The following is a 25,763-nucleotide window of genomic DNA, read 5'->3' as shown; positions in this document are numbered from 1 at the left end:
CTATGTCACGCGCTACTTGCTTTAAGAGAATGAGATGATTGTTGTTACTTTAACTTATAAAAAACCGTTAGCCGAAGTTGATGCAGTGCTAAAAGAACATATCACATTTTTAGATCATTACTATGAGCAAAAGAAATTTCTGGCATCAGGTCGCCGTGAAAATAGAGTAGGTGGTGTAATTATAGTTCTAAGCTCTTCGATTCAAGAGGCTGAAGAGATTATGAAAAATGATCCGTTTTATAGTCATGATGTGGCCGATTATGATTTTATGTGGTTTGAGCCATCGAAAAGTTTAGAAGAAATTAAAGAATTTGTTTAACGTAAAAAATAAAGGAATCTATAAAAGATTCTTTTTTATTAAGGCTAATTTATTTGATAAAATTTTAAAAGTTATGCTTTAGCCTATGACATCTATTGTTTTTTTTAAGAGTTTTTTTGATTAAAGGAATAGCTTAGTTCTTGAAAAGTTATCAGTAATTACATTGCGCTTGATAAGTGTTGAGGACGATTTATTGTGAATATACTTTTAGATAAAATATAAGAAAGGACTTTAAGTCACAGAATTTTTATTGTTAAGTAGCTACTAAGAAAAAATGACAATGTGGAAGTTAAAAATAAACTTTTTAAATTTTTGATTTTTATAATTATTTTTGGGTGATTTGATCATTTAAATAGTGTTCAATTATAGTGTTTAAATATCTTTTATGGTATTTTATCCTCTCATCTAATCCTGATTTTAGAGAAATTTATGCATAAAAATAGTAAAATTTTTATGCTGAGATCAATTGTAGTTGGGCTAAGATATAAGTTATATTTTAGCTAAAGTTTTTATTATAGATGAGTTTGTATTTTTTATTGGGTGATTTATGGATATTCCTTCAAAATTATATATTCAAGATATTATAAAAGATGATTTAGATGATGATTTTATAGAAGGAATTATTTCTTTAATTGATGAAAAGTGTTCTCAAGCTTATTTATTAAGATCCCCACTTAATGAGAAAAAATACAATTATTATTATGATCAAGATGATGAAAATCCAGATTTGTATAATAATGGCTTTGTTTTTTTACAACCAGGATATCCCATTGTATTTATTTCTATTGATGATGATGAGGATGCTTTATATTATTATGGTGAACAATTCATTTTAGATGTTAACTCATTGTCTGATAAATTTAGATATGATAAATATATTGGAAGACAGTTGAGATGGAGAAAATATATTGACAATTATTTTTCTATAAGCAATTTAAATGAGTATTTTGAATTAAAACAGAATAATGATGATAAAAGAAAAACAGAATTATTAATATCCTTAATTATTGGTAGTATTAACCAAATAGATAATATTTCTTTAAAGGCTTCTGATAATTTATTAGATAAAGTTAAAAATAAAATTCAGTTATTTGATGGAGATCAGACAAGGTTTATTTATGATTCAGAATCTGATTTAAAAATGATCAGAATTCAAGGTCTATCGGGTTCAGGAAAAACTGAACTATTATTACATAAATTAAAAGAAATTTATTTGAAAGATGGTGATTCTAAGATTTTGTTTACATGTCACAATAAAATTTTATCAAACTCACTAAAAAATAGAATTCCTTCATTTTTTAATTTCATGAAAGTAGAGGTTCAAATTGATTGGGAGAAATTATTATGTGTTCATGCATGGGGGTCAACTTTAAATCCTTTTTCTGGTGCCTATAGGTATATATGTGAAAAATATGATTTAAATTTTTATACTTTTTCTCGTGAAAATACTTTCGACAAAGTTTGTAAAGTTGCAATTAAAGAGTTGAAAGATAAAATAGAGGGAGATGATCAGAAAATATTTGATTATGTTTTTGTGGATGAAAGTCAAGATTTTCCTAAATCATTTATAGAGTTAATAAATCTTGTAACTAAAAAACAAATTTATATTGCTGGTGATGTTTTTCAGAATATATTTGATAATATTGATTATAATTCTGTAGAGCCAAATTTTTTATTAAAAAAATGTTATAGAACTGATCCAAGAACATTAATGATTGCTCATGGTATGGGGTTGGGAGTCTTTGAAGAGAAGGCAATAAAGACATTAACAGTAAATGAATGGAAAGCATGTGGATATAATGTGATAGAACATAATGAGCAATATGAACTGAGTAGAGATCCTACAAGACGATTTGAGGATTTAGAATCAGAATCAATAGTTAGTTTTGAAATGTTGACATTAAATAAAGATATTTATAATAAAGATTTAGTTGATAATATTTTTCAAATAATTAATTTAATTCGAGAGGAAAATTCTACTGTTACCGTATCAGATATAGGTATTGTATTTATAGATAGAGATCCTATTGTTTATAATTATATTGAGTATTTTTGTGCCCATTTGGGTCAGTTAATTGAGTGGAATGTTAATAATGCTATTAAAAGCAAAGATAATATAGGTAATCAATTATTTGTTAGTAATATTAATAATGTTAAGGGTTTAGAGTTTCCTTTTGTTATATGTATTTCTAATACTATTAAAAATGATGCTTCTTATAGAAACTCCCTTTATATGACATTGACTAGATCTTTCTTAAAAACATATTTTGTAGTAGGTAAGATTGAAGATAATTTAAGACAACGTTTTGCAAATAATATTGAAAATATTACATCGACCAAAAAAATGTTTGTTAATATTCAACAAGAAACTCTACCTGAAAGCTTAACTATTGATTTGAAAAGTGATGTTTCTAATTATTCATTAGCTGATTTTATTAAAAATTATTTAAAAGATGTTGATATAGAATCTTCAACTAAGAATAAAATATATAAATTGACAAAAGGTTTCTATGATGATTCTAATATGTATAAACCAGAAGAAGTTGAAAAATTTATTAATGATTTGATAGAAAAGTTGTAAAGATGAATCAATTGTTTTTTTATAGTATTAACTCATTTAAACTAAATTATATTTTTAGTTTTCCTGTCAGACATAAGGTTGATCTTATGAGCCTTTCCTTAAGGTTAATGATAGAATTGATTAATGAGGATGTTTATTTCAGTTTGAAAGAGGAAACTAACTTAGTCTTAATTAAGTCAAAAGATACTTTTAGATATGCTATCATTAAAGAGAATCAGATTATGTCTGCTATTTTGCCATTTAGATTTGATTTTGATGTATGTGTCGAATTTAATTTTGGTCAGGAAATTATTGATTTAAATGATTTATATATTATTATACGGTGTGTGGAAAAAGTAAAAGAAGAAATTAATAATGGAATTGATCTTTTATCTGATGATATTAGGGCATTAATAGATGAAGTTTTAATTCAAGATTTAAATTTAAGTAGTAATCAAGAATATAAGTATAAAAAATTACTAAATCATATGTTTTTCCAAGAAGATGGTTATTTAAGATTTGATTATGATGAAGAAAACTCAAATGGGCATTTGCATCCATTAAATCATCTTGATATTAATTATAGTAACTCATCAACTTTCAAGTTAGGGCTGAAAGCTAGAGTAGATTTTCATACTTTTTGGGATATTCTGCGTTCTGATACTAATTGTTTTTATTTAGAAAAAAGTTAGAACACCTTATTTTTAAATAAGATGTTCTAACTTTTAACCTATTATTAGCCCTGTAACACACTTACATCAGCAGTAGTAAACAAGTCACGTAACTGAGCCAATAAACGTAAACGGTTTGCTTTTAGGTCAGTATCATCCGCTATCACTATTTCGCCATCAAAGAAGGTATTGTTAAGTACGCAAAGCATTACAAGCTCAGAATCTTTACTTAAACCATTTTCTAAAGCTCTGGCAAAAAGAAGAACAGCATAATAGCTCCAAAAATTCCGCTTAAGATCAACCAGTCTTTTTTACGCATATCTGCAAGGCGAATCACCGAAAGATAAACACTACTGAAAAAAACCAAAACAAAAACCAGCAAAACTAGCGGATTATTGAAGAAGAATTTGCTGATGCCAAATAGCACGAAAATAATGGTACTAGAAACCCAATACAGCAGAGCCAAAATAAATTTGTTCACTGATAAATTATGAACAGAACGATCTAAACGAAGCAAAGTTATAGCTAGCATAATCAGCCCTGCGAAACCGCCTAGAATAGAGATAATCATAAAGAACAAGCCGCTCATATCTGGTTTGGTCTTTATATGAGGATATAGCTTCCATAGACCATAACCGAATGCCATCAAAAGGGTGTGGCAAAGAACAAGGTAAGCATCTATACGGTAAAACTTTTTAATTGAAGTGGTATTCATTATGATAACTGCTGATTTATTCTTAATATTAAAAAACCCCACTAATTTATAGAGGGGTTCTCATTAATTTACAACCAATTAAGGCTTAGCCTTGCAACACACTCACATCAGCCACAGCAGTAAACAAGTTACGTAACTGAGCCAATAAACGTAAACGGTTTGCTTTCAGGTCAGCATCGTCTGCCATAACCATTACACTATCAAAGAATGCATCAATCGGCGCGCGAAGTGCTGCAAGCTTAGAAAGGGCAGCTGTGTAGTCTTTTGCTGCAAGTAATGGTTCAACCACAGGAGTCACTGCTTGAAGCTCAGCAAATAATGCTTTTTCAGCATCTTCAACCAAGTTCGCTTCAACGACAGAACCTTCAGGTGTTGCTTCTTTGGCAAGAATATTGGCAACACGTTTATTTGCAGCAGCAAGTGCAGCAGCTTCAGGTAATGTGCGGAAGTGGTTAACAGCATTTACACGCTTGTCAAAATCAAGTGGAGATTTTGGTGCAAGAGCTTGAACTGCTTGAAGTACGTCAACAGCAACGCCTTGGTCTTCATACTTAGCACGGTAACGACCTTCCAAGAACGCAACAGCATCAGCGCGAGTTTTGTCGTGGTCTTTAACGATATCGCCATAACCTTGAAGTGCAAGATTCACTAACTCTTCAATTGTTACGTCTAGCTCATTTTCAATGATTAAACGTAAGATACCAATTGCTGAACGACGAAGAGCAAACGGGTCTTTAGAACCTGTAGGCGCTTGTCCAATACCGAAAATACCAACCAGCGTATCTAAACGGTCAGCAAGAGCAATAGTTGTACCTGTTTTGGTTTTAGGTAAAACATCACCTGCAAATTTTGGTAAGTATTGTTCACCTAAAGCTTCTGAAACTTCAGTGTTTTCACCTTCAATACGTGCGTAGTAAGTACCCGCAATACCTTGAAGCTCTGGGAACTCACCTACAAGTTCAGAAGTTAAGTCACATTTAGCAAGTAATGCTGCTTTTTCAGCATCAGCTGGGTTTGCACCAGTGATTGAAGATAATGCAACTGCAAGTTTTGCAATACGTGTTGATTTGTCCCAAAGCGTACCAAGCTGAGCTTGGAATACCATGTTTGCTAATTTTTCTTTACGAGATGCAAGCGGTTGCTTTTGATCTTGTAAGAAGAAGAATTCAGCGTCTGACAAACGAGGGCGAACAACTTTTTCGTTACCTTCAATAATTTGAGTCGGGTCTTTAGACTCAATGTTTGAAACAGTAATAAAGTAAGGCTGTAATTTACCTTCCGCATTGATCAAACAGAAATATTTCTGGTTGTCTTGCATTGTCGTAATAAGAGCTTCTTGAGGAACAGCTAAGTAGCGCTCTTCAAAAGTTGCACGTAAAGCTACAGGCCATTCAACCAGACTTGTTACTTCATCAAGTAAGTCAGCTGGAACAATCGCAGTTGCATTCACTTCATCAGCTAACTTTTTCACTTGTTCTTGAATGGTTGCCTGACGCTTTTCAAAGTTCGCTACAACATATGCTTTTTCTAACGCAGCTAAATAGTCATTTGCATGCGCTAAGGTCACAGCTTCAGGTGCATGGAAACGGTGACCATAAGTCACATTACCAGCTTTGTGATCTTGAATAGTCGCCTCAATAACTTGGTCATCTTTGAGTAAGACAACCCATTTCACTGGACGTACAAATTCGGTACGGCTTGCAGCAGAACGCATGCGCTTAGCAATTGGTAAATTGTCTAACGCAGTTTGTAAAATCTGTGGAAGTAAAGCATCAAGGCTTTGACCTTTCACATCTTTTAAATAGCAAACTTTTTCAACTTTACCTGCTTGGAATGTAGAAAGTTGCTCAACAGTAATGCCTTGACCGCGCATAAAGCCTTCAAGTGCTTTAGTCGGTTTGCCTTCTGCATCGTAAGCTGCTTGAACAGCAGGGCCGTCAAAACGTTTTTGTGTATCCGCTTGAGCAGCATCTACATCTACAATTTTAAGCGCTAAACGACGTGGAGCGGCATAAGCTTCAACAGATGCGAAGTTTAAACCAGCTTCATTTAAGCCTTTTACCGTTTCTGCTTGTAGTGCATCACGTAACGTTTTTAAGCTTTTTGGTGGAAGCTCTTCACAGCCAAGTTCGAATAAAACAGTATGTTTGCTCATTAGTTTTTCTCCGCCTTTGCTGCTTCACTTTCAGCTTGTGCTTTTAGCTGTGCCAATACTTCATCACGTAAGTGTGGTTCTGCCATTGGGAAGCCAAGCTCTGCACGTGCTTGTACATAACTTTGTGCAATAGCGCGCGCCAAAGTACGTACACGTAAAATGTAACGTTGACGCTCAGTTACAGAAATTGCGCCACGTGCATCAAGCAAGTTAAAGGTATGAGACGCTTTAACGACTTGCTCATAAGCTGGAAGTGGAAGTTTAGCTTCCATTAAACGGTTAGCTTCTGACTCGTAGAAATCAAATAGTTCAAATAGTTTGTCAACTGGAGCGTATTCAAAGTTATAAGTCGATTGCTCAACTTCATTTTGATGGAATACGTCGCCGTAAGTTACCGTGCCGAATTGGCCTTTGGTCCAAACAAGGTCATAAACCGAGTCTACACCTTGTAGGTACATCGCAAGACGCTCTAAACCGTAAGTGATTTCGCCTGTTACTGGGTAACATTCAACACCACCAACTTGTTGGAAGTAAGTGAACTGAGTTACTTCCATACCGTTAAGCCAAACTTCCCAACCTAAGCCCCAAGCCCCAAGAGTTGGAGATTCCCAGTTGTCTTCTACGAAACGGATATCGTGAGTAAGCGTATCAATCCCGATTGCTTTTAAAGAATCGAGATAAAGCTGTTGGATATTGTCTGGGTTTGGTTTAAGTACTACTTGGAACTGATAGTAGTGTTGCAAACGGTTCGGGTTTTCACCATAGCGGCCATCTTTTGGACGACGTGAAGGTTGAACGTATGCCGCGTTCCAAGTCTCTGGCCCTAAAGCACGTAAGAATGTTGCGGTGTGGAATGTTCCAGCGCCCATTTCCATGTCGTAAGGTTGTAGTACGACGCAGCCTTGTTCGGCCCAATAGTTTTGTAGGGCAAGAATTAAGCCCTGAAATGTATCAATGTGCGAGATGGCGCGACTCATGTAGCATCCACGAATTTATGAGAAAAATTGCCCCTAAGTATAAGGATTTTGTAGGGGAGTGGCAAAGGCTTAATGCGGAGGAAATTATTGAGGCGGTAACTAGAACTTTAATATTTCCATAATCCTGTTGGAGTAATTGTTAGCCACATCATTTTAATGATAATATCCACCCGTAATCTTTTTTATTGTTACGATAAAAAATCGCGAAAAATCGACTTAAGTTTCATTTCTTTTCCACTAGAAAATACTCAGTCGACACATATCCCAATCTTTAAGATTCGGCCAGCGTTCATCAGGGCTTGAGTTGTTATCAAGCATCGTTAACAGGTTTTCACATTTACTGTGCCTGACTTTTCGATAGGACGCTTTATGAATCGATCTCTATTTATTATCTTTGCAACTATTGCTTTAGATGCTATTGGTATCGGTCTTATTTTTCCGATTCTTCCTTTATTATTACAAGATATGACGCATAGCACTCATATTTCTATATATATGGGGTATATTGGCCAGTCTCTATGCGGCCATGCAATTTATCTTCTCTCCTTTATTAGGTGCGTTAAGTGACAGATGGGGGCGTAGACCGGTCTTGCTTATTTCACTGGCTGGGTCAGCAGTTAATTATCTCTTTCTAACTTTTTCACATAGCCTAATTTTATTGCTAGTAGGTCGCATTATTGCTGGAATCACCAGTGCCAACATGGCTGTTGCAAGTGCTTATATTGTCGATGTTTTGCACGAAAATAACCGCGCAAAATATTTTGGTTTAATCAATGCTATGTTTGGTGCAGGCTTCATTATTGGCCCTGTATTGGGCGGATTCTTGAGTGAATATGGATTAAGACTTCCTTTCTTTGCGGCAGCTATATTGACAGGGCTTAATCTTTTATCTGCCTATTTTGTTTTGCCTGAATCCCGAAAAGTGACTTTGGAGAACAAACAATTATCTACATAAACCCTTTTAAAATATTTGCTGGTATTAGCTCTATTCGTGGTGTACTTCCACTTATTACGACCTTTTTTATCTTTAGTGCCATAGGGGAGGTATATGGAGTCTGCTGGCCATTATGGGGACATGACACATTTCAGTGGAGCGGTTTCTGGGTAGGTCTTTCTCTAGGCGCATTTGGTCTATGTCAAATGCTGGTACAGGCTCTTATTCCGAGTCATGCTTCAAGATTGCTGGGTAATCGTAATGCTGTGCTGGCTGGTATTGCTTGTTCTTGTTTTGCTTTAGCAGTAATGGCTTTCGCCCAAAGTGGTTGGATGATTTTTGCTATTATGCCTATTTTTGCGCTAGGGAGTATGGGGACACCTTCATTACAAGCCTTAGCTTCTCAAAAGGTTTCTGCTGACCAGCAAGGACAGTTTCAGGGAGTGATAGCATCTACGGTAAGTATGGCCTCTATGATTGCCCCTATGTTTTTCTCCACTCTTTATTTTCAGTTTCAGGAAAAATGGCCGGGAGCAATTTGGTTGAGCGTGATTTTGATTTACCTGCTCACCTTACCGATCATTTTGTATAGTACCCGACCAGTCGTACAACAAAGATAGTAATGTAGAGTTAAATTCTCTATTTATCCTAAATAGAGAAGATCTATGGCCTACTCCCTTAGATCATTCTAATTTAAAACGTCACTTCATGACGCCGAGCGTATTTCACTGGATTAAATTTAAGAATACGAAATGATATTTTTTAAACGATGTCATAAATGAGTCGTTTGATATGTCTGATCGCATTCGGGAAAAACTACAAATTCTTGCTGATGCTGCTAAATATGATGTGTCTTGTTCATCAAGTGGCAGTGATCGTAAAAACAAAAATAAAGGTCTGGGGGATGCCAGTCATTCGGGTATTTGCCATAGCTATACCGAAGATGGCCGCTGTGTATCTCTCTTAAAAATTCTATTTAGCAATGTTTGTATTTTTGACTGCGCCTATTGCGTTTCACGCCGTTCTAATGACGTCCAACGTGCGGCATTTACGGTGCAAGAGGTTGTTGACTTAACCATTAATTTTTACCGTCGTAATTATATTGAAGGTTTATTTTTAAGCTCAGGCATTTTTAAATCGGCAGATCACACGATGGAGCGTATGCTTCAAGTCGTAAAGAAGTTGCGTCTTGAAGAAAACTTTAATGGTTATATTCACCTAAAAACAATTCCGGGTGCATCGCCTGAACTGATCCATGAAGCAGGTTTATATGCTGACCGGATGAGTATTAATTTAGAGATGCCGACTGAGATTGGGTTAAAAACTTTTGCGCCAGAAAAATCACATCAGGAAGTACAAAAAGATTTAGGTTTAGTTCGTGACAGACTCATTCAACTTAAAGATGAGCGACAAATTATTAAGCACGTGCCGAAATATGTACCAGCAGGGCAGACTACGCAAATGGTTGTTGGCGCTCATCAAGAGTCAGACCAAGATGTTTTGTTTATGGCTGACAAACACTATAAAGAATTTAAACTTAAACGTGTCTATTTTTCGGGTTATATCCCAATTAATACTGAAAATAATTACTTGCCCGCAGTTGGCTCTGCACCGCCATTATTGAGGGAAAACCGACTCTATCAAAGTGACTGGCTGATGCGTTTTTACGGTTTTGAAGTCAATGAAATCGTCAATGAAAAACACCCTAACTTAGACCTTGATGTAGATCCGAAATTAAGTTGGGCCTTAAGGCATCCCGAACAGTTTCCGGTAGATTTAAACTGTGCAGATTATCAAATGATTTTGCGTGTACCGGGCATTGGTGTGAAATCGGCTAAGAAAATTGTGCAGGCTCGCCGTTTTGGAAAAATCCATATCGATTTACTTAAAAAACTCGGTGTGGCCTACCAACGAGCAAAATTCTTTATTCGCTGTGAAGACAGTCCAAAATTCCAAAAAGAATTGTCTTCAAGTTTTATTCGGCAGCAGATTTTAACGCAAGGCTCATCGAAATATGTACAGCAACTCTCGCCACAATTAAGCCTTGGGTTTTAGTCATGTTTAATGATGAAGTAGCTTATTATTTTGATGGTTCAATGGTTGGGCTGCTGAGCTGTGTTTTTCGTGCATTTCAATTTAAAGAATTACAGGTCAGGCTTTGCTTGAGTGATGCGGCTCAACATGGCTTGTTTGCTGATAAAATTGAGGTTTCAAATAACGAGCAACACGCCGAGCGTGTTTGGTCAGCGCTACAAACAAAGCTTTCATCTTCTTCGTTAAAACAATTTTATTTTGCTTATTTATCTGAATCTTTAGATGCCTATCAGCATTTATTTAATTACTGTATTTATGTGTTTACTAGCCATGTTTCCATAGAAAAAGATTATTCAAATCCGAGTGTTTTAGCGATTGCGCAGTGGACGAAAAAGGTCGGACGAGAGAAGCATCGAATGGAGGCTTTTATTCGGTTTAAGAAAACCAAAGATGAGCTTTTTTTAAGTCTGGTTCGTCCTGATTTTAATGTTTTACCACTCATTCAGCCGCATTTTAAACGGCGTTATCAAGATCAACGTTGGCTCATTTATGATGAGCAACGCAAATTTGGGCTGTATTATGATTTACGGGAAATACATGAAGTTTCACTCGAAGCCTCTGACGTTGACCGTAATTTAAAAAATGGAATGAGCCAAAGTTTTCAGCTTGAGCTAGATGAGCAGGAAGTTTTATATGATCAGCTTTGGAAGGATTATTTTAAAAGCGTTAATATTACGGAACGCCAAAATATTAAGCTTCATGTGCAATATTTGCCAAAAAGATACTGGCGCTATTTAAATGAAAAATTAATTGAATATTAAAACATTAAAATATTAACAGCACGTTCAACAGGTTTTCTGATAATTGAAAGATATAATTTAAATGCACTTTATGCGGCTTTGGGCGTATACTTTTGCCCGTTATAAATAACGGCATATCCCCTAAGGTGTACTGTGAGTGTTATACAGCCAGAATGGTTACAGATTTTAAAACCGAATTTTAAGGTTTTACCACTAAAAGAACGGTTGCTTTGTGGCGTTGGAGCGCTATGTGGTTTAGCAATTTCCTCATTAATTAGCTGGTATGTTTTAGGCGGAATTAATGCTTGGTACATTGCACCAATGGGGGCCTCATCTGTTCTCTTATTTGCTGTACCTACCAGTCCATTGGCTCAGCCTTGGAATGTTATTGTCGGTAATACATTAGCCGGAATTATTGGGGTCGCCTGCGCACAGTGGATTCCGGATTTAACCACAGCTTTTAGCGTGGCTGTGGGTTTTGCCATATTTTTGATGATGACCACCGACTCCTTGCATCCGCCTAGTGGAGCAGTTGCGATTACGGCTGTGTTGGGCGGCGCTGCCATTCATAAATTAGGCTTTTATTTCGTTTTTTATCCGGTTCTGCTCAACTCACTACTTCTACTCGGTTTTGCTGTATTTTTTAATAGGCTGATTGGGCGACATTATCCGGTTACTGCACATTTAAATGAGCGTAGTAAAGATCCAACGCCCACTCAAAAAGTATCAATTCAGCCAAAAGATATTGAGTATGCATTAGAACATCATACTGAATTGTTAGATATCAGCCAGTACGACTTAGAAAAAATCATTTTAGAAGCGCAAGAACATGCCAATGAACGTATGGTGAACCAATATACCTGTCAGGATATTATGAGCCGAGATGTGATTAAATTGCATGAAAATGATGATATTCATCAGGCATTAGATAAATTTAAACAAGAAAATCTCATGAGTTTGCCTGTAGTTAATGCAGACAACCATTTAGTGGGTACTTTGGCGCTATATGAAGTAGTGGAATGGTTTAAAGGGGCAACAGATCCAAGAAACTCATGGCAGCATTACGTAAGACAAATTATGAGTCGTCGAGTAGTTACTGTACTGCCAACTCAGCCGATTCAAGACCTTGTACCTTACTTTGTTGAGAAGTCTTTTAACTATATTCCGGTGGTTGAGGAACGAAAACTGATTGGAATCATTAGCCGTGCAGATATGATTGCGGCTTTACAACAGCAGTTAAATCGTAAATTATAATTTTAAATATAAAAAAAGCTACGGTTGATTAGGGGATGCAACCGTAGCGACCAAAATAAACTAAGTTATTTAATGTATTTGTTCTTCTCGTACAGTGCGAACAGGTTGTTGATAACCTTGCACTTGTTCTGGCTGTTTTTTAGGAATTACCAACCATAAAACTAAGTACACTAAAATCCCTGGAAAAGCCGCGCTCATTATCGAAACTAACACGAAAATAATGCGTAATAAATTTGCATTCCAACCAAATCGTTCAGCAATACCGCCCATTACACCGGCGATCATGCTTTGTCGGTTCGAGCGATATAAACCAGAATTGGCCATCTAAGTCTCCTCAAATATATAAGTTACAAGGAATCATTTATTCACTTGGTTAATAAGAATATGGAGCCAATCCGAATGAATTAAAGGTTCATAAAACTAAAAATGGTTAAAATATGTAAATGGTTTAAATCAATGAAAGCAACATCTACTAAAATGCACTGTTTCGGGGCTGAAAGTGTTTGTAGCAGCGATGATATCTTTCCTGAACAATAAGGTTGAACTGTAGCATTGCTGTTGTATGTGAATGATGTATATGTCTTTGAAGTGGTCTGGTCTTTTAATGAAACATTTGGGTGTGGCAGCCATCTTGTGTATGGGGCTAAGTGCCTGTGATGTAAATCATGCTGACTCTAAAGATCACTCCGCGGTAGCAACGACTTCTAGACATGAAGATAGTTTGATTAAAAGCACCACGAAGGTTAAAACTTTAGATGATGCAGCGGGACGAACTTTCTTGCCTGAGGGCGTTCCAGATCAAACCTCAAAACTATCCGAAGCAGACCAACAATATGCAGGCCGTTATCACACTCGTATTTCATGTGAAGATAATTTTGCCGATTGTGAAACAGGCGAGGCAGAATATATTTTAAATTTATTACCTGATGGAACTGCGTATTGGAATGTTGTTCATTTTGGTCGTGTTGGTAGTAAAGATGGCTCAAAAAGTGCGGTCATCAATCAATTATGCCCTTCCTTGAAATGGAAGGTTGAGCCCGCCGCTCATGAGTTAACGATCCAATGTCCTTTATCAGATGTTAACTTCTATTTTGATATTGATGCAAAACAAAGATTAGTCGTAAATTTAGAAAAATTATTTTATAGCGATTTTGGTAAAAACCGTGAGTTTTTGGAACAAAATTATTTTGTTCCTACAAAAGCTTATGTACTTGATAAAGAGTAAAGCCAATTTTAGCAAAATCAAAAAGAGCGCAATATCAATTGCGCTCTTTTTGATTTTAGAGTCTATACATCATTAGTAGTCGAAACTAAAGTGTTCTGCTGGTAATGAAGTCAGCGTACGAGAAGTCGTTACCATTGATTCTGCATGACCTTGAGCACGTGGTAATAGACGGTCAAAGTAGAAATCTGCAACTTTAATTTTTGCTTTATAGAACTCAGGAGTTTCTTGGCCATTACCTGCTTCTAATTTTTCAGAAGCGACAACTGCTTGTTGTGCCCAGAAATAAGCCATCATCACATAGCCTGAGAACATCAAGAAATCTACAGAAGCAGAAGATACGATGTCACGGTCTTTACGTGCAGCAAGCATGATACGAACAGTTAAAGTGTTCCACTGAGCACAAAGCTTTGTTAAGTCCCAAGCAAAACGACGTAAGTATTTATTACGAGCATGTGCAGCACAGAACTTTAAGATTTCAGCAGTGTATTCACGAACTACTTTACCTTTTGAGCTTAACAACACTTTACGACCAATCAAATCAAGTGCCTGAACACCAGTTGTTCCTTCATACAAAGTAGAAATACGGGCATCACGTACGATTTGCTCCATACCCCATTCTTTGATGTAACCATGGCCGCCGTACACTTGCATACCGTGGTTAGCAGCTTCTAGGCCAAGCTCGGTCAAGAAACCTTTTAAGATTGGTGTATAGAAACCAAGTTTATCGTCATAATCTTCAAATGCAGCTTGGTCACCGCGTGTCAAAGCATCTGTCATTTTGTCAGCAAGCTGTGCTGCGTAGTAGATCATTGAACGACCACCTTCAGCGATTGCTTTTTGAGTTAACAACATGCGGCGTACGTCAGCATGGTGAATGATTGCATCAGCAACTTTATCTGGATCTTTTTTACCAGAAAGGGCACGCATAGACATACGTTCTTTGGCATATGGTAGAGCGCCTTGGAAAGATAACTCTGCATGGGCAATACCTTGAACCGCAGTACCAATACGCGCTGTGTTCATAAAGGTAAACATGGCATGTAGGCCTTTGTTTACTTCACCAATGAGGTAACCTGTTGCATTATCAAAGTTTAATACAGCAGTTGCAGAAGCACGGATACCCATTTTGTGTTCGATTGAACCACAGCTTACAGTATTACGTTCACCTACGCCGCCATCCGCAGTTGGGATAAATTTAGGGACGATAAATAATGAAATACCACGAGTACCTGCTGGCGCATCTGGAAGACGTGCAAGCACAATATGAATAATGTTTTCTGTTAAATCATGTTCACCGGCAGAAATAAAGATTTTTGTACCAGAAATCTTATAAGTGCCGTCAGCTTGTGGTTCAGCTTTGGTTTTTACCTGACCTAAGTCTGTACCACATTGAGGTTCGGTTAAGCACATTGTGCCGCTCCATGTACCTTCAACAAGTTTCGGCATATACGTTTGTTTTTGCTCATCTGTACCGAATTGCAAAATAGTATTCATACAGCCTGAGCTTAAACCTGGATACATGGTAAATGACCAGTTCGCAGTACCCATCATCTCTGATTTAATCAGGTTTAAAGACATTGGTAGGCCTTGACCACCAAATTCTTCAGGATAAGAAAGACCTTGCCAGCCACCCATTACAAACTGGTCATAAGCTTCTTTAAAACCTTTTGGCGTTTTAACTTCGCCGTTGTCAAAATGGCAACCTTCTTCATCGCCAGATTGGTTAAGTGGAGACAGTACGTTTTCACAATAATCTGCTGCACCTTCAAGAATCATATCTACTGTATCAGGATCTGCACTTTCACCATTTGATAAAGTTTTGTAGTGAGCAGGATAGTCTAGTACTTCATTCATTAAGAAGCGGATATCGTGTAGCGGAGCTTTATATGCTGGCATGGCTTTAATCCTAATTTTGAATCATTGTGGGATTATCTGAATCGATGATTTGATTATTCACTCGCATGATAAAAATACAATGTTAATCGCACCCGAAAGGAATGTCAGAAAAGCGAATTTTGTCGAAAATAAATACACCTGAAATTATAATTTCTGCTAAAGTCGGGACTTATACTTTTATGTGAAAAAACAACTAATTTTTTTATTTTTAGCAAGTTTTGTTAAAAAGATAAAGCGATAAGGTTTTAAAAAAGGTTATGCATTTAAAATATCTCAGTTTATGTTTATTTAGTTTGGGCTTGACGGCATGTGCACAACACGGCGTGCGTCCACAGGTGGCATCTGCGAGTTTAGAGCAAAAAGCCATTCAAAGTGTTAATGCGATGTATGAATACCCAAGTTATGATTATCGCGGAAACTTTAAAATTACCGTTGATCCTTCACAAATAAAGCAAAATGTAAAAGCTGAGAATACTGCTAAGCTAGATGCTGAATTACAAAAGAAAGTTGATCAATATTTACGTGAACAAAAAGTTGCCTTAAGTAAAGCACAGAAACAAACCTTATATGCGGCGATTGCAAACGAACAAGGTGATTTGGGACTGACTTCCTCAGCACGTTCTGAAAAAATTAACACCGTATTATTTAATTTGTTAAATGATCTTCAGTTTAGTTATGACGGCTCGATACATTATCGTCAAAAAATGGGTTCATTTAATTTAACGGCTAAATATGAAAAACCGACACTTTTAGTTCAGGCAAAATTGCCAATGGTGCTTGATCTTGAGAATTATAAGTTTTACATAAATTATTTTGGCTTGATGCCATATTTGGTCAATAAAGATAACCAAAATAATTTAGCTTATGTTGATTTCTCAAAATATAAAGCCTTCTTTAAAAATGTCGATAAGAAGAAATTTATTGAATACCTTAAAGCTTCAAGTGCTGTTTCATATCGATTAGCTGAACCGCAAAACTTACAACGTGTATCGTTGACTGAAGCTGATCGTAAAGCAGGGGCGGTTGAAAAAATTCGTTTAAAGACGACGGTTGAGCAACTACTTTTAGAAGTAGATTTGTTTGGGCAAGTTAATGAAAAATATCTTCAAAAAAGTGTTTTAGGTCTTGATGAGGAAAAACTTGCTGAAACGCTTGCCGCAGAGATTGCTGCTTCTGATGTGAAAAAAGGCACTGCTGGTAAAGAAGAACAAAAGGTTTCTTCTGATGACGCCGCTGCTGTTAGCCAACAGTTGTACTCCCTTGTTAATGCTCATTTAGGCAATACCTCTACTTCTGAAGATGAGGAAGTAGAGTCTGCTTCTAGTGAAGAGGCGAGTGATGTAGCTGTAGCAGAGACTGAACAAACTTCAGAAAATGAAGAAGTAGTTGCCCTGACGGAAGATCAATGTATTGAATTAAAATCACTTAAAAACCCGGTCGCTTTAGGGGATATTAATTATTGCCAAATCTACGGTATTGATGTCCTAGATCAGAGCGATACAAGTATTCAAAAAGCGCAAATCAAGTCTCGTCAGGACGCTTTAAAGCAAACTTTTGAAGCTTATAACCAAAACCAGTTTATTAATGATGAAGCATTCAAAGTTCTTTGGTTAAAACATAAGGATGAAATTGAACAAGCTTTACCGAAGCAAAGAAACCCAATCACAATTGATGTGGCTTTAGATGACAAAGGCCGTGCAGTCAATATGGATTACGATGTTGATTATACGCCAGCTGAGTTTAAGCACCGCTTCAATATTAAAGCAGATATGCAAATTCTGAATTATGGAAAAGCGACTTCAATTGATCAGCAGCAGCTTAAACAAGCTAAATCTGTAGCTGAAACAAGTAAAGGTTCTATGCTGGAAAACTTTATTAAAGGTTTTAGTGAAAAGCTTGGGCAAAGTGATGTTTCAGAGCACCCTGTGGGCACACATAGTGATGTACAAGATTTAGATGCAAATCTGGCTGTACTTGCAGATAAAACCTATGATGCAACGCATGCTTATGACAAAACTTATAAAGTAGTATTTATTGCCAAATTGACTGCCGAAAAACCGTCATATATTAAGTATTACTCAGTTCAACAACTCCAAGAAATTGCTGAGGTTTATGCTTACTGGTTCTCTGATGAAGATACATATAATCCTCAAGGAAAAGCCTTAGAGCGTATTACCGCTTTACAGAAAAAACATCATCTTGAACAAGATGATCAGTTTGACCACGAGTTAGGACGTGCTGTAGATCATATTGTATTAACGACTATACAAGGTAAAACAGGGCGTGAAGCTTGGCAGAAGCTACAGAAGCAATATAAACAGCCAGCCCAACTTTTCTCAAAACAGTATCAGTTAGAGTTTGAAAAACAAAATGGTGTTTCTGCTGAAGAAAAGCATCTGTTATCAGAAACGGCTGATATTTTAGGAAATGTTTATGTGGCTGCTCGTAAAAAACAGCTTTCGGAAAAAACAATTCAGAACTTAAAACCTGAACATAATGAATTTATCGATTATGAAATTTTCCGTGAGGTTTATAAGCAAATGGTTGCCGCTAGAAAATAATAAGTAAGATAAAAAAGAACCTACATATGTAGGTTCTTTTTTTGGTTTATAGAAAATCTTTTAATTGTGGTCGTACACCATTCCAGATAGAGAAGGCTTCAATAGCTTGGCCTACTAACATGCCGAAACCTTCTGCGTAAGGCACATTACGTTGTTTCGCTTGATCAAGGAAACTAGAAGGTTTGCCATAAGCCATTTCATAGGCATATTTGAATTGTAATTTTTCAGGTAGTTGTAAAGCATCGCCTGAAAGACTTGCCGAAGTGGCATTAATCACAATATCAAAATCGCCTTCTAAATCATTTAGGGAAATTGCTTGTAGTTGGGCTTGTGGAACTGCTGTTTTTAAGTCATCTACAAGTTGTTCTGCACGAGCTAAAGTTCGGTTTGCAATGACGATTTTTTGGGCACCAGCCTGTACAAGAGGATAAATAACACCACGCGTTGCGCCGCCAGCTCCTAAAATTAAAATAGTTGTATTTTCAAGCTTCCATTCTAAAGCTTGAATTGCGGCAACTAAGCCTTGGCCGTCTGTATTGTCACCATGCAATTTGCCATTTTCCATCCATAAGGTATTTACAGCTTTAGCAATTTGAGCACGCTCGGTTAACACATCACATAAAGCAAAAGCTTGCTCTTTAAAAGGAACAGTAACGTTCATACCACTGCCGCCTTCTGCAAAGAAACTTCGCATGCTCGATTCAAAACCGTCAAGAGGAGCAAGCCGTTTTTGATAGTTTAGATCAACACCTGTTTTTTCAGCGAAAGCATGATGCAATTCAGGAGAGCGTGATTGTTCGATCGGATTGCCAATTACTGCAAACTGTTTGGTCATTCTTTTATCCAAAATTTTAAAATGGCATGAAGCAGATAGAGCCTGCACTGAATATTCAGCAGGCCTCACTATAAGTCAAAATAGCACAAGAAAAAATATTTGGATGAAGGCAAATAGAAATCAAAAAAGGAGATTCTTTAGGGTGGAAGCCAAAGAATCCCCAAAACAAAAAATTAGGCGACTTTTTCTTCTAAACCTAACCAATCACGAGGTTTTAAATAGTAGTCAGTTAAACGCTTCTCTGGAGAGTCTTCATCCCATTCAGGGCGATAAGACCATGCAGCTAGATTAGGTAAGCTAACTAAAATCGACTCAATACGGCCACCTGTTTGTAATCCAAACAACGTACCGCGGTCATACACCAAGTTATATTCGACATATCTGCCACGGCGGTAAAGCTGGAACTCTCGTTGAGCTTCGGTATAAGGCTGTTCGCGGTGTTTTTCGAAAATTGGCAAGATCGCATTTAAATAGCCATTACCTACGGCTTGAATATATTTAAAGCAGGTTTCGAAATCCCAGCAATTTAAATCATCAAAGAATAAACCGCCCACACCACGTTGTTCATCGCGATGCTTTAAATAGAAATAGTCATCGCACCATTTTTTATGTTCAGCATAAACATTGTCACCAAAAGGCTTACAGAGGTCATAAGCGGCTTGGTGCCAATTTAAAACATCTTGATCATCTGGATAGAATGGCGTTAAGTCAAAACCACCACCAAACCACCAAATCGGATCTTGACCTTCACGTTCTGCAACGAATAAGCGGACATTCGCATGCGAGGTTGGAATATTCGGGTTTTTAGGGTGAATGACTAAAGACACACCTAGCGCTTGAGCTTTTGCCCCTGCAATTTGAGGGTGACGTTCTGTTGCAGAAGCAGGCAGTTTACTAATGTTGATATGTGAAAACATCACACCGCCTTTTTCAATCACTGTACCATTTTGCAGTACACGTGAACGGCCGCCACCGCCTTCAGGGCGCTCCCAATCATCAATGATAAATTCTGCTGTCCCACCACCAGCTTTTTCTTGTTGTTCTAAACCGGCACAAATACGGGCTTGTAAATCGAGGAGAAATTCGCGGACACGTTGAATATCTGTTGAAGTCGGATGTTGCATAATGACCCTCAAAGATGATCGAAATAGATTAGATACATCAAAACATAAATCCATAAAAAAAGTAAGGGATTTTTTCTAATTCCTGAAAAAATCCCTTAAATATAGTTTTTAAATTTTGGGCTCGAAATCAAAAATCATCTTTTTGGTAAAGGTGATCCATTCTTTCACGTTTGGTTTTTAAATATTGTTCATTAAAAGGGTTACGGCCGACAGTTAAAGGTACACGGTCTACGACATTAATACCTTGATCTTTGAGTGCCTGAATTTTCAAAGGATTATTGGTAATTAATTTAACTTCTTTCACTTTTAAGTGGTCGAGCATAATACTGCACATATCGTAACGACGTGCATCGGCGGGTAAATTCAGTAGTAAATTGGCATCTACTGTATCGTGCCCCTGATCTTGCAGGGCATAAGCACGAATTTTATTGGTTAAACCAATACCGCGTCCTTCTTGGCGTAAGTATAAAATTACACCTTGTCCTGCTTCATTGATGAGTTTCTGAGTGGCTTGTAGTTGTGGGCCACAGTCACATTTCAATGATGCAAATGCATCACCCGTTAAGCATTCAGAATGTACGCGGACCAAAACAGGACCCGTTGGCGGATTTTCTAACCCTTTGGAAAGTGCCACATGTTCTTCACCTGTTACGGGATCTTGAAACACAGAAATATTGAATTCACCAAAAGCGGTCGGGAGTTTTGATGTTGCAATGAACTCTATAGGCACAGATTAACTCATCTTTTAACCGAAAACGGTTTAAAGTATAGCGTAATGCTGGGAGATTGGTCGAATTGTCATAATCATTTTGCACACTAAGGTTTTCTTTTTTGTATAAAGAAGACGATAATAGTTGATAAATAGTCAGATTATTCAGGATAATCTGCCAACCATACCCATACTGTATGAGAGACTGCTTTGCATGATCTCGTTCGCAAATGTGGCTGATTGAAGGTGACTTCATTCGATTGTATGATCGACCCATTTTGACCCAGCTTAGGATTTGCCAGGCTTATAAAGGCTTTGCCACATATGTTGTATACCGAAATTCCAACTCAACGCCCTGTTACGCCATTGTTAGATGCGATTGATCATCCTCAACAATTACGTCAGCTCGAGCATAGCCAATTACTACAAGTGGCTGATGAGTTGCGTCAATATATTTTATATGCAGCAGGCCAGAGTGGTGGCCATTTCGGTGCTAACCTCGGCGTGGTTGAGCTGACGGTAGCGCTGCATTATTGCTTTAATACACCAAATGACCGTTTAGTTTGGGATGTGGGACACCAAGCATACCCACATAAAATCCTGACTGGACGCCGTGAACAAATTACGACCATTCGCGCTAAAAATGGATTGGCTGCTTTCCCAGCCAGAGAAGAGTCTGTTTTTGATACCTTTGGGGTAGGGCATTCTTCAACTGCTATTTCAGCTGGTTTGGGTATGTCTTTGGCACGTCGCTATCAGAAAGACCCATGTGAAGTCGTTTGTATTGTGGGTGATGGTGCAATGACTGCGGGCATGGCATTTGAAGCAATGAATGATGCTGTTGCTCATGATGCAGATTTAATTGTTGTACTCAATGACAACGATATGTCGATTTCTTGCAGTACAGGTGGCTTTGCCAAACATTTAGCTGCAATTTGGGAAAAAGGTCATTTAGTTAATGTCAATGAACATGGTGAAGCTTATATCCAGCCACATCCAAAATGGACATATAACTCTCGATTACACCAATCGGCAACCGACGCGGCAGATAATTTATTTAAAGCAATTGGTTTTGATTACTTCGGGCCTTTTGATGGACACGATGTCACTCAGTTGGTTCAGGTGTTCAATGCGCTCAAAAAACGCAAAGGTCCACGTTTAGTTCACGTTTATACCAAGAAAGGTAAAGGCTTTGCTCCTGCTGAAGCAGATCCGATTACTTATCATGCGATTGGCAAAATTAATGCTGCTTCGGGCGGGAAAACACCACCAAAATACTCTGATGTGTTTGGTGAGTGGTTGTGTGATGAAGCTGCACAAGATGAGCGTTTGCTTGCGATCACGCCTGCAATGTGTGAAGGCTCGGGCATGGTCAAATTTGCGAAGCAATTTCCGCAGCGTTTTTTCGATGTCGCGATTGCAGAGCAGCATGCTGTAACACTTGCAGCAGGAATGGCATGCGAAGGGCTAAAACCTGTTGTCGCCATTTATTCAACATTCTTGCAGCGTGGTTACGATCAGCTTATTCATGATGTCGCATTGCAAAATCTTGACGTGACTTTTGGTATTGACCGTGCAGGCTTGGTTGGTGAAGATGGTCCAACGCATGCAGGTGCATATGACTATGCTTATATGCGTACTGTGCCTAATATGGTGATCATGGCACCGAAAGATGAAAATGAATGCCGTCAAATGCTTCATACAGCCTATGCCTATAATGGCCCGGCTGCAGTACGCTATCCGCGTGGTGCAGGTGTGGGCGTCGAAATCCAAAAAGAGATGACTGTTCTTGAATTGGGTAAAGCTGAAATTGTTGCAGAAATTAAAGCAAACAGTGATGAGCAGATTACGGTTTTAGCATTTGGTAGTCGTGTCATGGTTGCTCTGGAAGCAGCTGAGCAATTTGCGCAAAAACATGAAGTCAGTGTGTGTGTTGTAAATATGCGCTTCGTAAAACCGCTTGATGAACAAATGATTCGAGACTTAGCTGAGCATACTCATTTATTCGTAACAGTTGAAGAACACGCGATTATGGGTGGTGCGGGTAGTGCAGTGAATGAGTTTATGGCTCAAGAACAAATTGTTAAACCTATCATTAATTTAGGTCTACCAGACTCATTCTTGCATCAGGCGACACATAATCAAATGCTACAAGATTGTGGTTTAGATGCTAAGGGTATTTTGAACTCGATTGAGCGAGCATGGCTTAAGGTAAATCAGGTGGTTTAATACCTCAATAAAATTTTTCGAAACATTTTTTCCCAAAAAGCGTATTCATTTGCTAAAATGGATACGCTTTTATGCATTATTCTTTGTCAAAATCTTCAAATTTGTATTGTAGTGGGTGTTCAATGGAACCTATGGTGGTGATGGCTGCGCGTGCGGCTCAAACAGTTGGTCAAGAGCTTTTAAAAGCGCATCAAAATCGTCATAAGCTCGATTTGCAAGTTGAAGAGAAAGGCATTGATGGTCCTGTAACACGTGTAGATCGTTATTTAGAACAATTGACGATTGATACATTACGTAAAAGTTATAAAAACCATAGCTTCTTAGGTGAAGAGTTCGGTTTGCAAGAGGGCAAAGGCCACGATGCAGACTGGTGCTGGGTGATCGACCCTCTTGATGGCACGCAAAACTTTATTAATGGTTTCCCTCATTTCTGTATTTCTATTGCTGTTCAGCACAAAGGTGTTACTCAGCACGGCGTAATTTACGATCCAGTACGTGACGAATTGTTCTCTGCAAGTCGTGGCCGTGGTGCAGTGATGAACCAGCGTCGTATTCGCGTAAATGTAAAAGACAGCCTAGAAAATACATTCTTGGCAGTAGGTCACCCTTACCGTGCTAAACGTGCTGGTGAAATTGTGTCTTATGCAGAGCAGCACTTTGCTTCATTATTAGCTGTGACTCAAGCGGGTGCTCAAATCCGCCGTGGTGGTTCAGCTGCTCTCGACTTAGCATATGTTGCTGCTGGTCGTTTCGATGGTTTCTTTGAACTTGGTTTAAAACCATGGGATATCGCTGCTGGTGAGCTTATTATCAAGGAAGCTGGTGGTGTTGTGGTTGACGCACGTGGTGGTAATGATTCACTTGAAAATGGTCAAGTGATTGCATGCTCACTGAAAATGTTAAAGCCATTAATGCAAACTGTAGTTCCTGCTTGGGGCAAAGCTGCAAAATAATTTAAAAAATTATTTCTGAGTAAGACCCTCTTTTTATAGAGGGTTTTACTTTTTAATGGTCGGTAAAATACAAATAACAGTAGAAATACCGAGAAAGTTGATTAAAACACATGACTTTTAAATTCTTTCTGCTATAATCCGCCCACGCACTTAAATTTCCGTTCATTACCTGAACATTCTGTTCTATTCATTGTAAGCGCACGCTGTCCATAGAGAGGACCATTTCTTGCGCCCCAATCGCTCAGCGATTCTTCAGGTTGCGGCCGTAATCAAGCGTGCGTTTAGTCCACATCGTCGTTACTCGGATTGCTGCTGAATAATAAGATTCAGCTAATATTTGCTTTGCCGCTTTTGCCGATGTCTATTTGTATTTATTAAAAATGGAGCACCCTTTGGGGTGGAACTCTCTATGAGCAAAACTTTTGCCGAATTTTCTTTGCACGAAACCTTACAACAAGCTCTTGAAGGTTTAGGTTTTACTAACCCAACTCCTGTGCAAGAACAATCTATTCCTGCTGCTTTAGAAGGTAAAGACCTTCTTGTTTCTAGCCAGACTGGTTCTGGTAAAACTGCTGCATTCTTATTACCGACATTACATAATTTGGCAGGTCAAGATACTTTCGTTCCGTTCAAAGAACGTATGAAAGCAGTGACTCAGCCTAGCATTTTAGTTTTATGCCCAACACGTGAATTGGCTCAACAAGTTAGCCAAGACGCAATTGCTTTTGTACGTCACATGAAAGGTGTTCGTATTGCTGCAATTATGGGTGGTATGCCTTTTGGTAAACAAATTCAACAGCTTAAAGGTGCTCAAGTTGTAGTTGCGACTCCAGGTCGTTTATTAGACTTAGTTAACCGTCGTCAATTAAAGCTAGACAAAGTTGATGCTTTAATCGTTGACGAAGCTGACCGTATGTTAGACCTTGGTTTCTCTGAAGACTTAGAAGCGATCAGTGACTTGGCTGCGAATCGTGGTCAAACGTTAATGTTCTCTGCAACTTTTGCTGACCGTATTATTCGTCTTGCTGAGCGCATGATGAATGAACCTGAGCGTATTGCAATTGAAACTGGTCACAGCACCAATACTGACATCACCCAAACTTTACACTGGACAGATGGTTTCGAACACAAGAAGAAACTCCTGACTCACTGGTTGGCTGATGAAACGCTTGACCAAGCTGTTGTATTCGCGAGCACACAAGAAGATACAGATATGTTGGCTGAAGAACTTGCAGAAGCAGGTCATTCAGTTGTTGCACTTCACGGTGCAATGCCGCAAACAGTTCGTAACCGTCGTTTACGTAGTATCCGTGAAGGCCGTGCGAAAATCTTAGTTGCTACTGACGTTGCTGCACGTGGTCTTGACGTTCCAACAATTTCACACGTTATTAACTTCGGCTTACCAATGAAGCATGAAGATTATGTACACCGTATTGGTCGTACAGGTCGTGCTGGTCGTACAGGTCAAGCGATTACTTTAGCGACTTATCGTGAACGCGGTAAAATCCGTGCGCTTGAAGATTACTTAGAAGCTCGTTTAAATGTTTCTGAAATTGAAGGTTTAGAGCCATCTCCACCTCCAGCTCGTCCACGTCGTGAAGGCGGTCGTGGTGGTAACGGTGGCCGTGATGGTCGTCGTGGTGGCGGTTTCGGCGGTGGTCGTCGTTTCGAGGGTGAAGGTAACTTCAAACGTCGTGAAGGTGGTCGTGATGATCGTCCACGTCGTAGCTTCGATGATAAGCCTCGTGGTGAGCGCCCTGCTTTCGGTGGCGAAGATCGTCCACGTCGCGAGTTCAACTCAGATCGTCCACG

The 25,763-nt window shown here is 38.1% G+C and carries 19 protein-coding genes and 2 pseudogenes; 12 read left to right on the top strand and 9 right to left on the bottom strand.

Annotated features, from left to right (window positions below; genetic code table 11):
- The first annotated feature begins 34 nt into the window (after positions 1 to 34).
- The 3 genes from R5R67_RS06655 to R5R67_RS06645 all read left to right on the top strand — a co-directional run bounded on the left by R5R67_RS06655 (position 35) and on the right by R5R67_RS06645 (position 3,571).
- Positions 35 to 319 carry a YciI family protein gene (locus R5R67_RS06655; RefSeq protein WP_000637640.1) on the top strand — a complete coding sequence of 95 codons (285 nt, stop codon included), beginning with the start codon at positions 35 to 37 and terminating at the stop codon, positions 317 to 319.
- Between the two features lie 547 nt (positions 320 to 866).
- Positions 867 to 2,900, top strand: a complete 2,034-nt coding sequence (locus tag R5R67_RS06650; protein ID WP_000354258.1) for a DEAD/DEAH box helicase — start codon at positions 867 to 869, stop codon at positions 2,898 to 2,900.
- An 86-nt stretch (positions 2,901 to 2,986) separates the two neighbouring features.
- A complete protein-coding gene (locus R5R67_RS06645) occupies positions 2,987 to 3,571 on the top strand; it encodes a hypothetical protein (RefSeq protein ID WP_227502016.1) in 585 nt (194 codons plus the stop codon).
- A gap of 44 nt (positions 3,572 to 3,615) precedes the next feature.
- Here the strand turns inward: R5R67_RS06645 and R5R67_RS19720 are convergent.
- The 4 genes and pseudogenes from R5R67_RS19720 to glyQ all read right to left on the bottom strand — a co-directional run.
- Positions 3,616 to 3,738: pseudogene (locus R5R67_RS19720) on the bottom strand (hypothetical protein); the annotation flags it as partial.
- A 53-nt stretch (positions 3,739 to 3,791) separates the two neighbouring features.
- Positions 3,792 to 4,265: a hypothetical protein gene (locus R5R67_RS06640; protein ID WP_001098607.1), complete on the bottom strand. Its 474-nt coding sequence runs from the start codon at positions 4,263 to 4,265 to the stop codon at positions 3,792 to 3,794.
- A gap of 85 nt (positions 4,266 to 4,350) precedes the next feature.
- On the bottom strand, positions 4,351 to 6,420 hold the full coding sequence (gene glyS / locus R5R67_RS06635; protein ID WP_000033902.1) for a glycine--tRNA ligase subunit beta: 2,070 nt from the start codon (positions 6,418 to 6,420) through the stop codon (positions 4,351 to 4,353).
- Complete coding sequence (gene glyQ / locus R5R67_RS06630; protein WP_000085212.1) at positions 6,420 to 7,397, bottom strand: glycine--tRNA ligase subunit alpha; 978 nt, start codon at positions 7,395 to 7,397, stop codon at positions 6,420 to 6,422. Before glyQ ends, glyS begins: the two co-directional genes overlap by 1 nt.
- A 369-nt stretch (positions 7,398 to 7,766) precedes the next feature.
- On the opposite strand from glyQ, the pseudogene R5R67_RS06625 reads away from it, so the two are divergent.
- From R5R67_RS06625 to R5R67_RS06610, 4 genes and pseudogenes are all read left to right on the top strand, one after another.
- Positions 7,767 to 8,951, top strand: a pseudogene (locus tag R5R67_RS06625) (TCR/Tet family MFS transporter).
- Positions 8,952 to 9,123: 172 nt separating this feature from the next.
- Positions 9,124 to 10,386: a putative DNA modification/repair radical SAM protein gene (locus R5R67_RS06620; protein ID WP_001283772.1), complete on the top strand. Its 1,263-nt coding sequence runs from the start codon at positions 9,124 to 9,126 to the stop codon at positions 10,384 to 10,386.
- Between the two features lie 2 nt (positions 10,387 to 10,388).
- Positions 10,389 to 11,186: a TIGR03915 family putative DNA repair protein gene (locus R5R67_RS06615; protein ID WP_000481314.1), complete on the top strand. Its 798-nt coding sequence runs from the start codon at positions 10,389 to 10,391 to the stop codon at positions 11,184 to 11,186.
- A gap of 132 nt (positions 11,187 to 11,318) precedes the next feature.
- Entirely contained in the window at positions 11,319 to 12,419 is a 1,101-nt protein-coding gene (locus R5R67_RS06610) for an HPP family protein (protein ID WP_000111462.1), read from the top strand.
- 69 nt (positions 12,420 to 12,488) lie between these two features.
- Here R5R67_RS06610 and R5R67_RS06605 read toward each other — a convergent pair whose 3' ends face one another.
- Positions 12,489 to 12,743 (bottom strand): PspC domain-containing protein, encoded by a 255-nt coding sequence (locus R5R67_RS06605; protein WP_000013717.1) that lies wholly within the window; start codon positions 12,741 to 12,743, stop codon positions 12,489 to 12,491.
- A 253-nt stretch (positions 12,744 to 12,996) separates the two neighbouring features.
- On the opposite strand from R5R67_RS06605, the gene R5R67_RS06600 reads away from it, so the two are divergent.
- The gene (locus R5R67_RS06600) at positions 12,997 to 13,644 is read left to right on the top strand and encodes a hypothetical protein (protein WP_000054181.1); all 648 of its coding nucleotides are present in this window, start codon (positions 12,997 to 12,999) and stop codon (positions 13,642 to 13,644) included.
- 72 nt (positions 13,645 to 13,716) lie between these two features.
- Here R5R67_RS06600 and R5R67_RS06595 read toward each other — a convergent pair whose 3' ends face one another.
- Positions 13,717 to 15,540, bottom strand: coding sequence for an acyl-CoA dehydrogenase C-terminal domain-containing protein (locus tag R5R67_RS06595; RefSeq protein ID WP_001112080.1), 1,824 nt, complete (start codon positions 15,538 to 15,540; stop codon positions 13,717 to 13,719).
- A gap of 257 nt (positions 15,541 to 15,797) precedes the next feature.
- Between R5R67_RS06595 and R5R67_RS06590 the strand changes: the two genes are divergently transcribed.
- A complete protein-coding gene (locus R5R67_RS06590; RefSeq protein WP_000550346.1) occupies positions 15,798 to 18,101 on the top strand; it encodes a hypothetical protein in 2,304 nt (767 codons plus the stop codon).
- 46 nt (positions 18,102 to 18,147) lie between these two features.
- On the opposite strand, the gene aroE is transcribed toward R5R67_RS06590, so the two are convergent.
- The 3 genes from aroE to ribA all read right to left on the bottom strand — a co-directional run bounded on the left by aroE (position 18,148) and on the right by ribA (position 20,790).
- Positions 18,148 to 18,936: a shikimate dehydrogenase gene (aroE, locus tag R5R67_RS06585; RefSeq protein WP_000166003.1), complete on the bottom strand. Its 789-nt coding sequence runs from the start codon at positions 18,934 to 18,936 to the stop codon at positions 18,148 to 18,150.
- A 173-nt stretch (positions 18,937 to 19,109) separates the two neighbouring features.
- Positions 19,110 to 20,060: an oxygen-dependent coproporphyrinogen oxidase gene (gene hemF / locus R5R67_RS06580; RefSeq protein ID WP_001164616.1), complete on the bottom strand. Its 951-nt coding sequence runs from the start codon at positions 20,058 to 20,060 to the stop codon at positions 19,110 to 19,112.
- Positions 20,061 to 20,187: 127 nt separating this feature from the next.
- Positions 20,188 to 20,790, bottom strand: coding sequence for a GTP cyclohydrolase II (gene ribA, locus R5R67_RS06575; RefSeq protein WP_001121174.1), 603 nt, complete (start codon positions 20,788 to 20,790; stop codon positions 20,188 to 20,190).
- Between the two features lie 303 nt (positions 20,791 to 21,093).
- Here ribA and dxs point away from each other — a divergent pair, with 303 nt between their 5' ends.
- The 3 genes from dxs to R5R67_RS06560 all read left to right on the top strand — a co-directional run.
- Positions 21,094 to 22,998, top strand: a complete 1,905-nt coding sequence (gene dxs, locus R5R67_RS06570; protein WP_000967377.1) for a 1-deoxy-D-xylulose-5-phosphate synthase — start codon at positions 21,094 to 21,096, stop codon at positions 22,996 to 22,998.
- A 122-nt stretch (positions 22,999 to 23,120) separates the two neighbouring features.
- A complete protein-coding gene (locus R5R67_RS06565) occupies positions 23,121 to 23,951 on the top strand; it encodes an inositol monophosphatase family protein (protein WP_000433618.1) in 831 nt (276 codons plus the stop codon).
- A gap of 409 nt (positions 23,952 to 24,360) precedes the next feature.
- Positions 24,361 to 25,763 (top strand): DEAD/DEAH box helicase (locus R5R67_RS06560; protein ID WP_000047388.1); only part of this gene is annotated, 1,403 nt, incomplete at its 3' end.

The organism is Acinetobacter sp. OYA S30 (assembly GCF_033599315.1).
In the GTDB taxonomy this organism is placed as follows: Bacteria; Pseudomonadota; Gammaproteobacteria; order Pseudomonadales; family Moraxellaceae; genus Acinetobacter; species Acinetobacter baumannii.
This window is presented reverse-complemented; position numbering and strand designations above follow the sequence as displayed.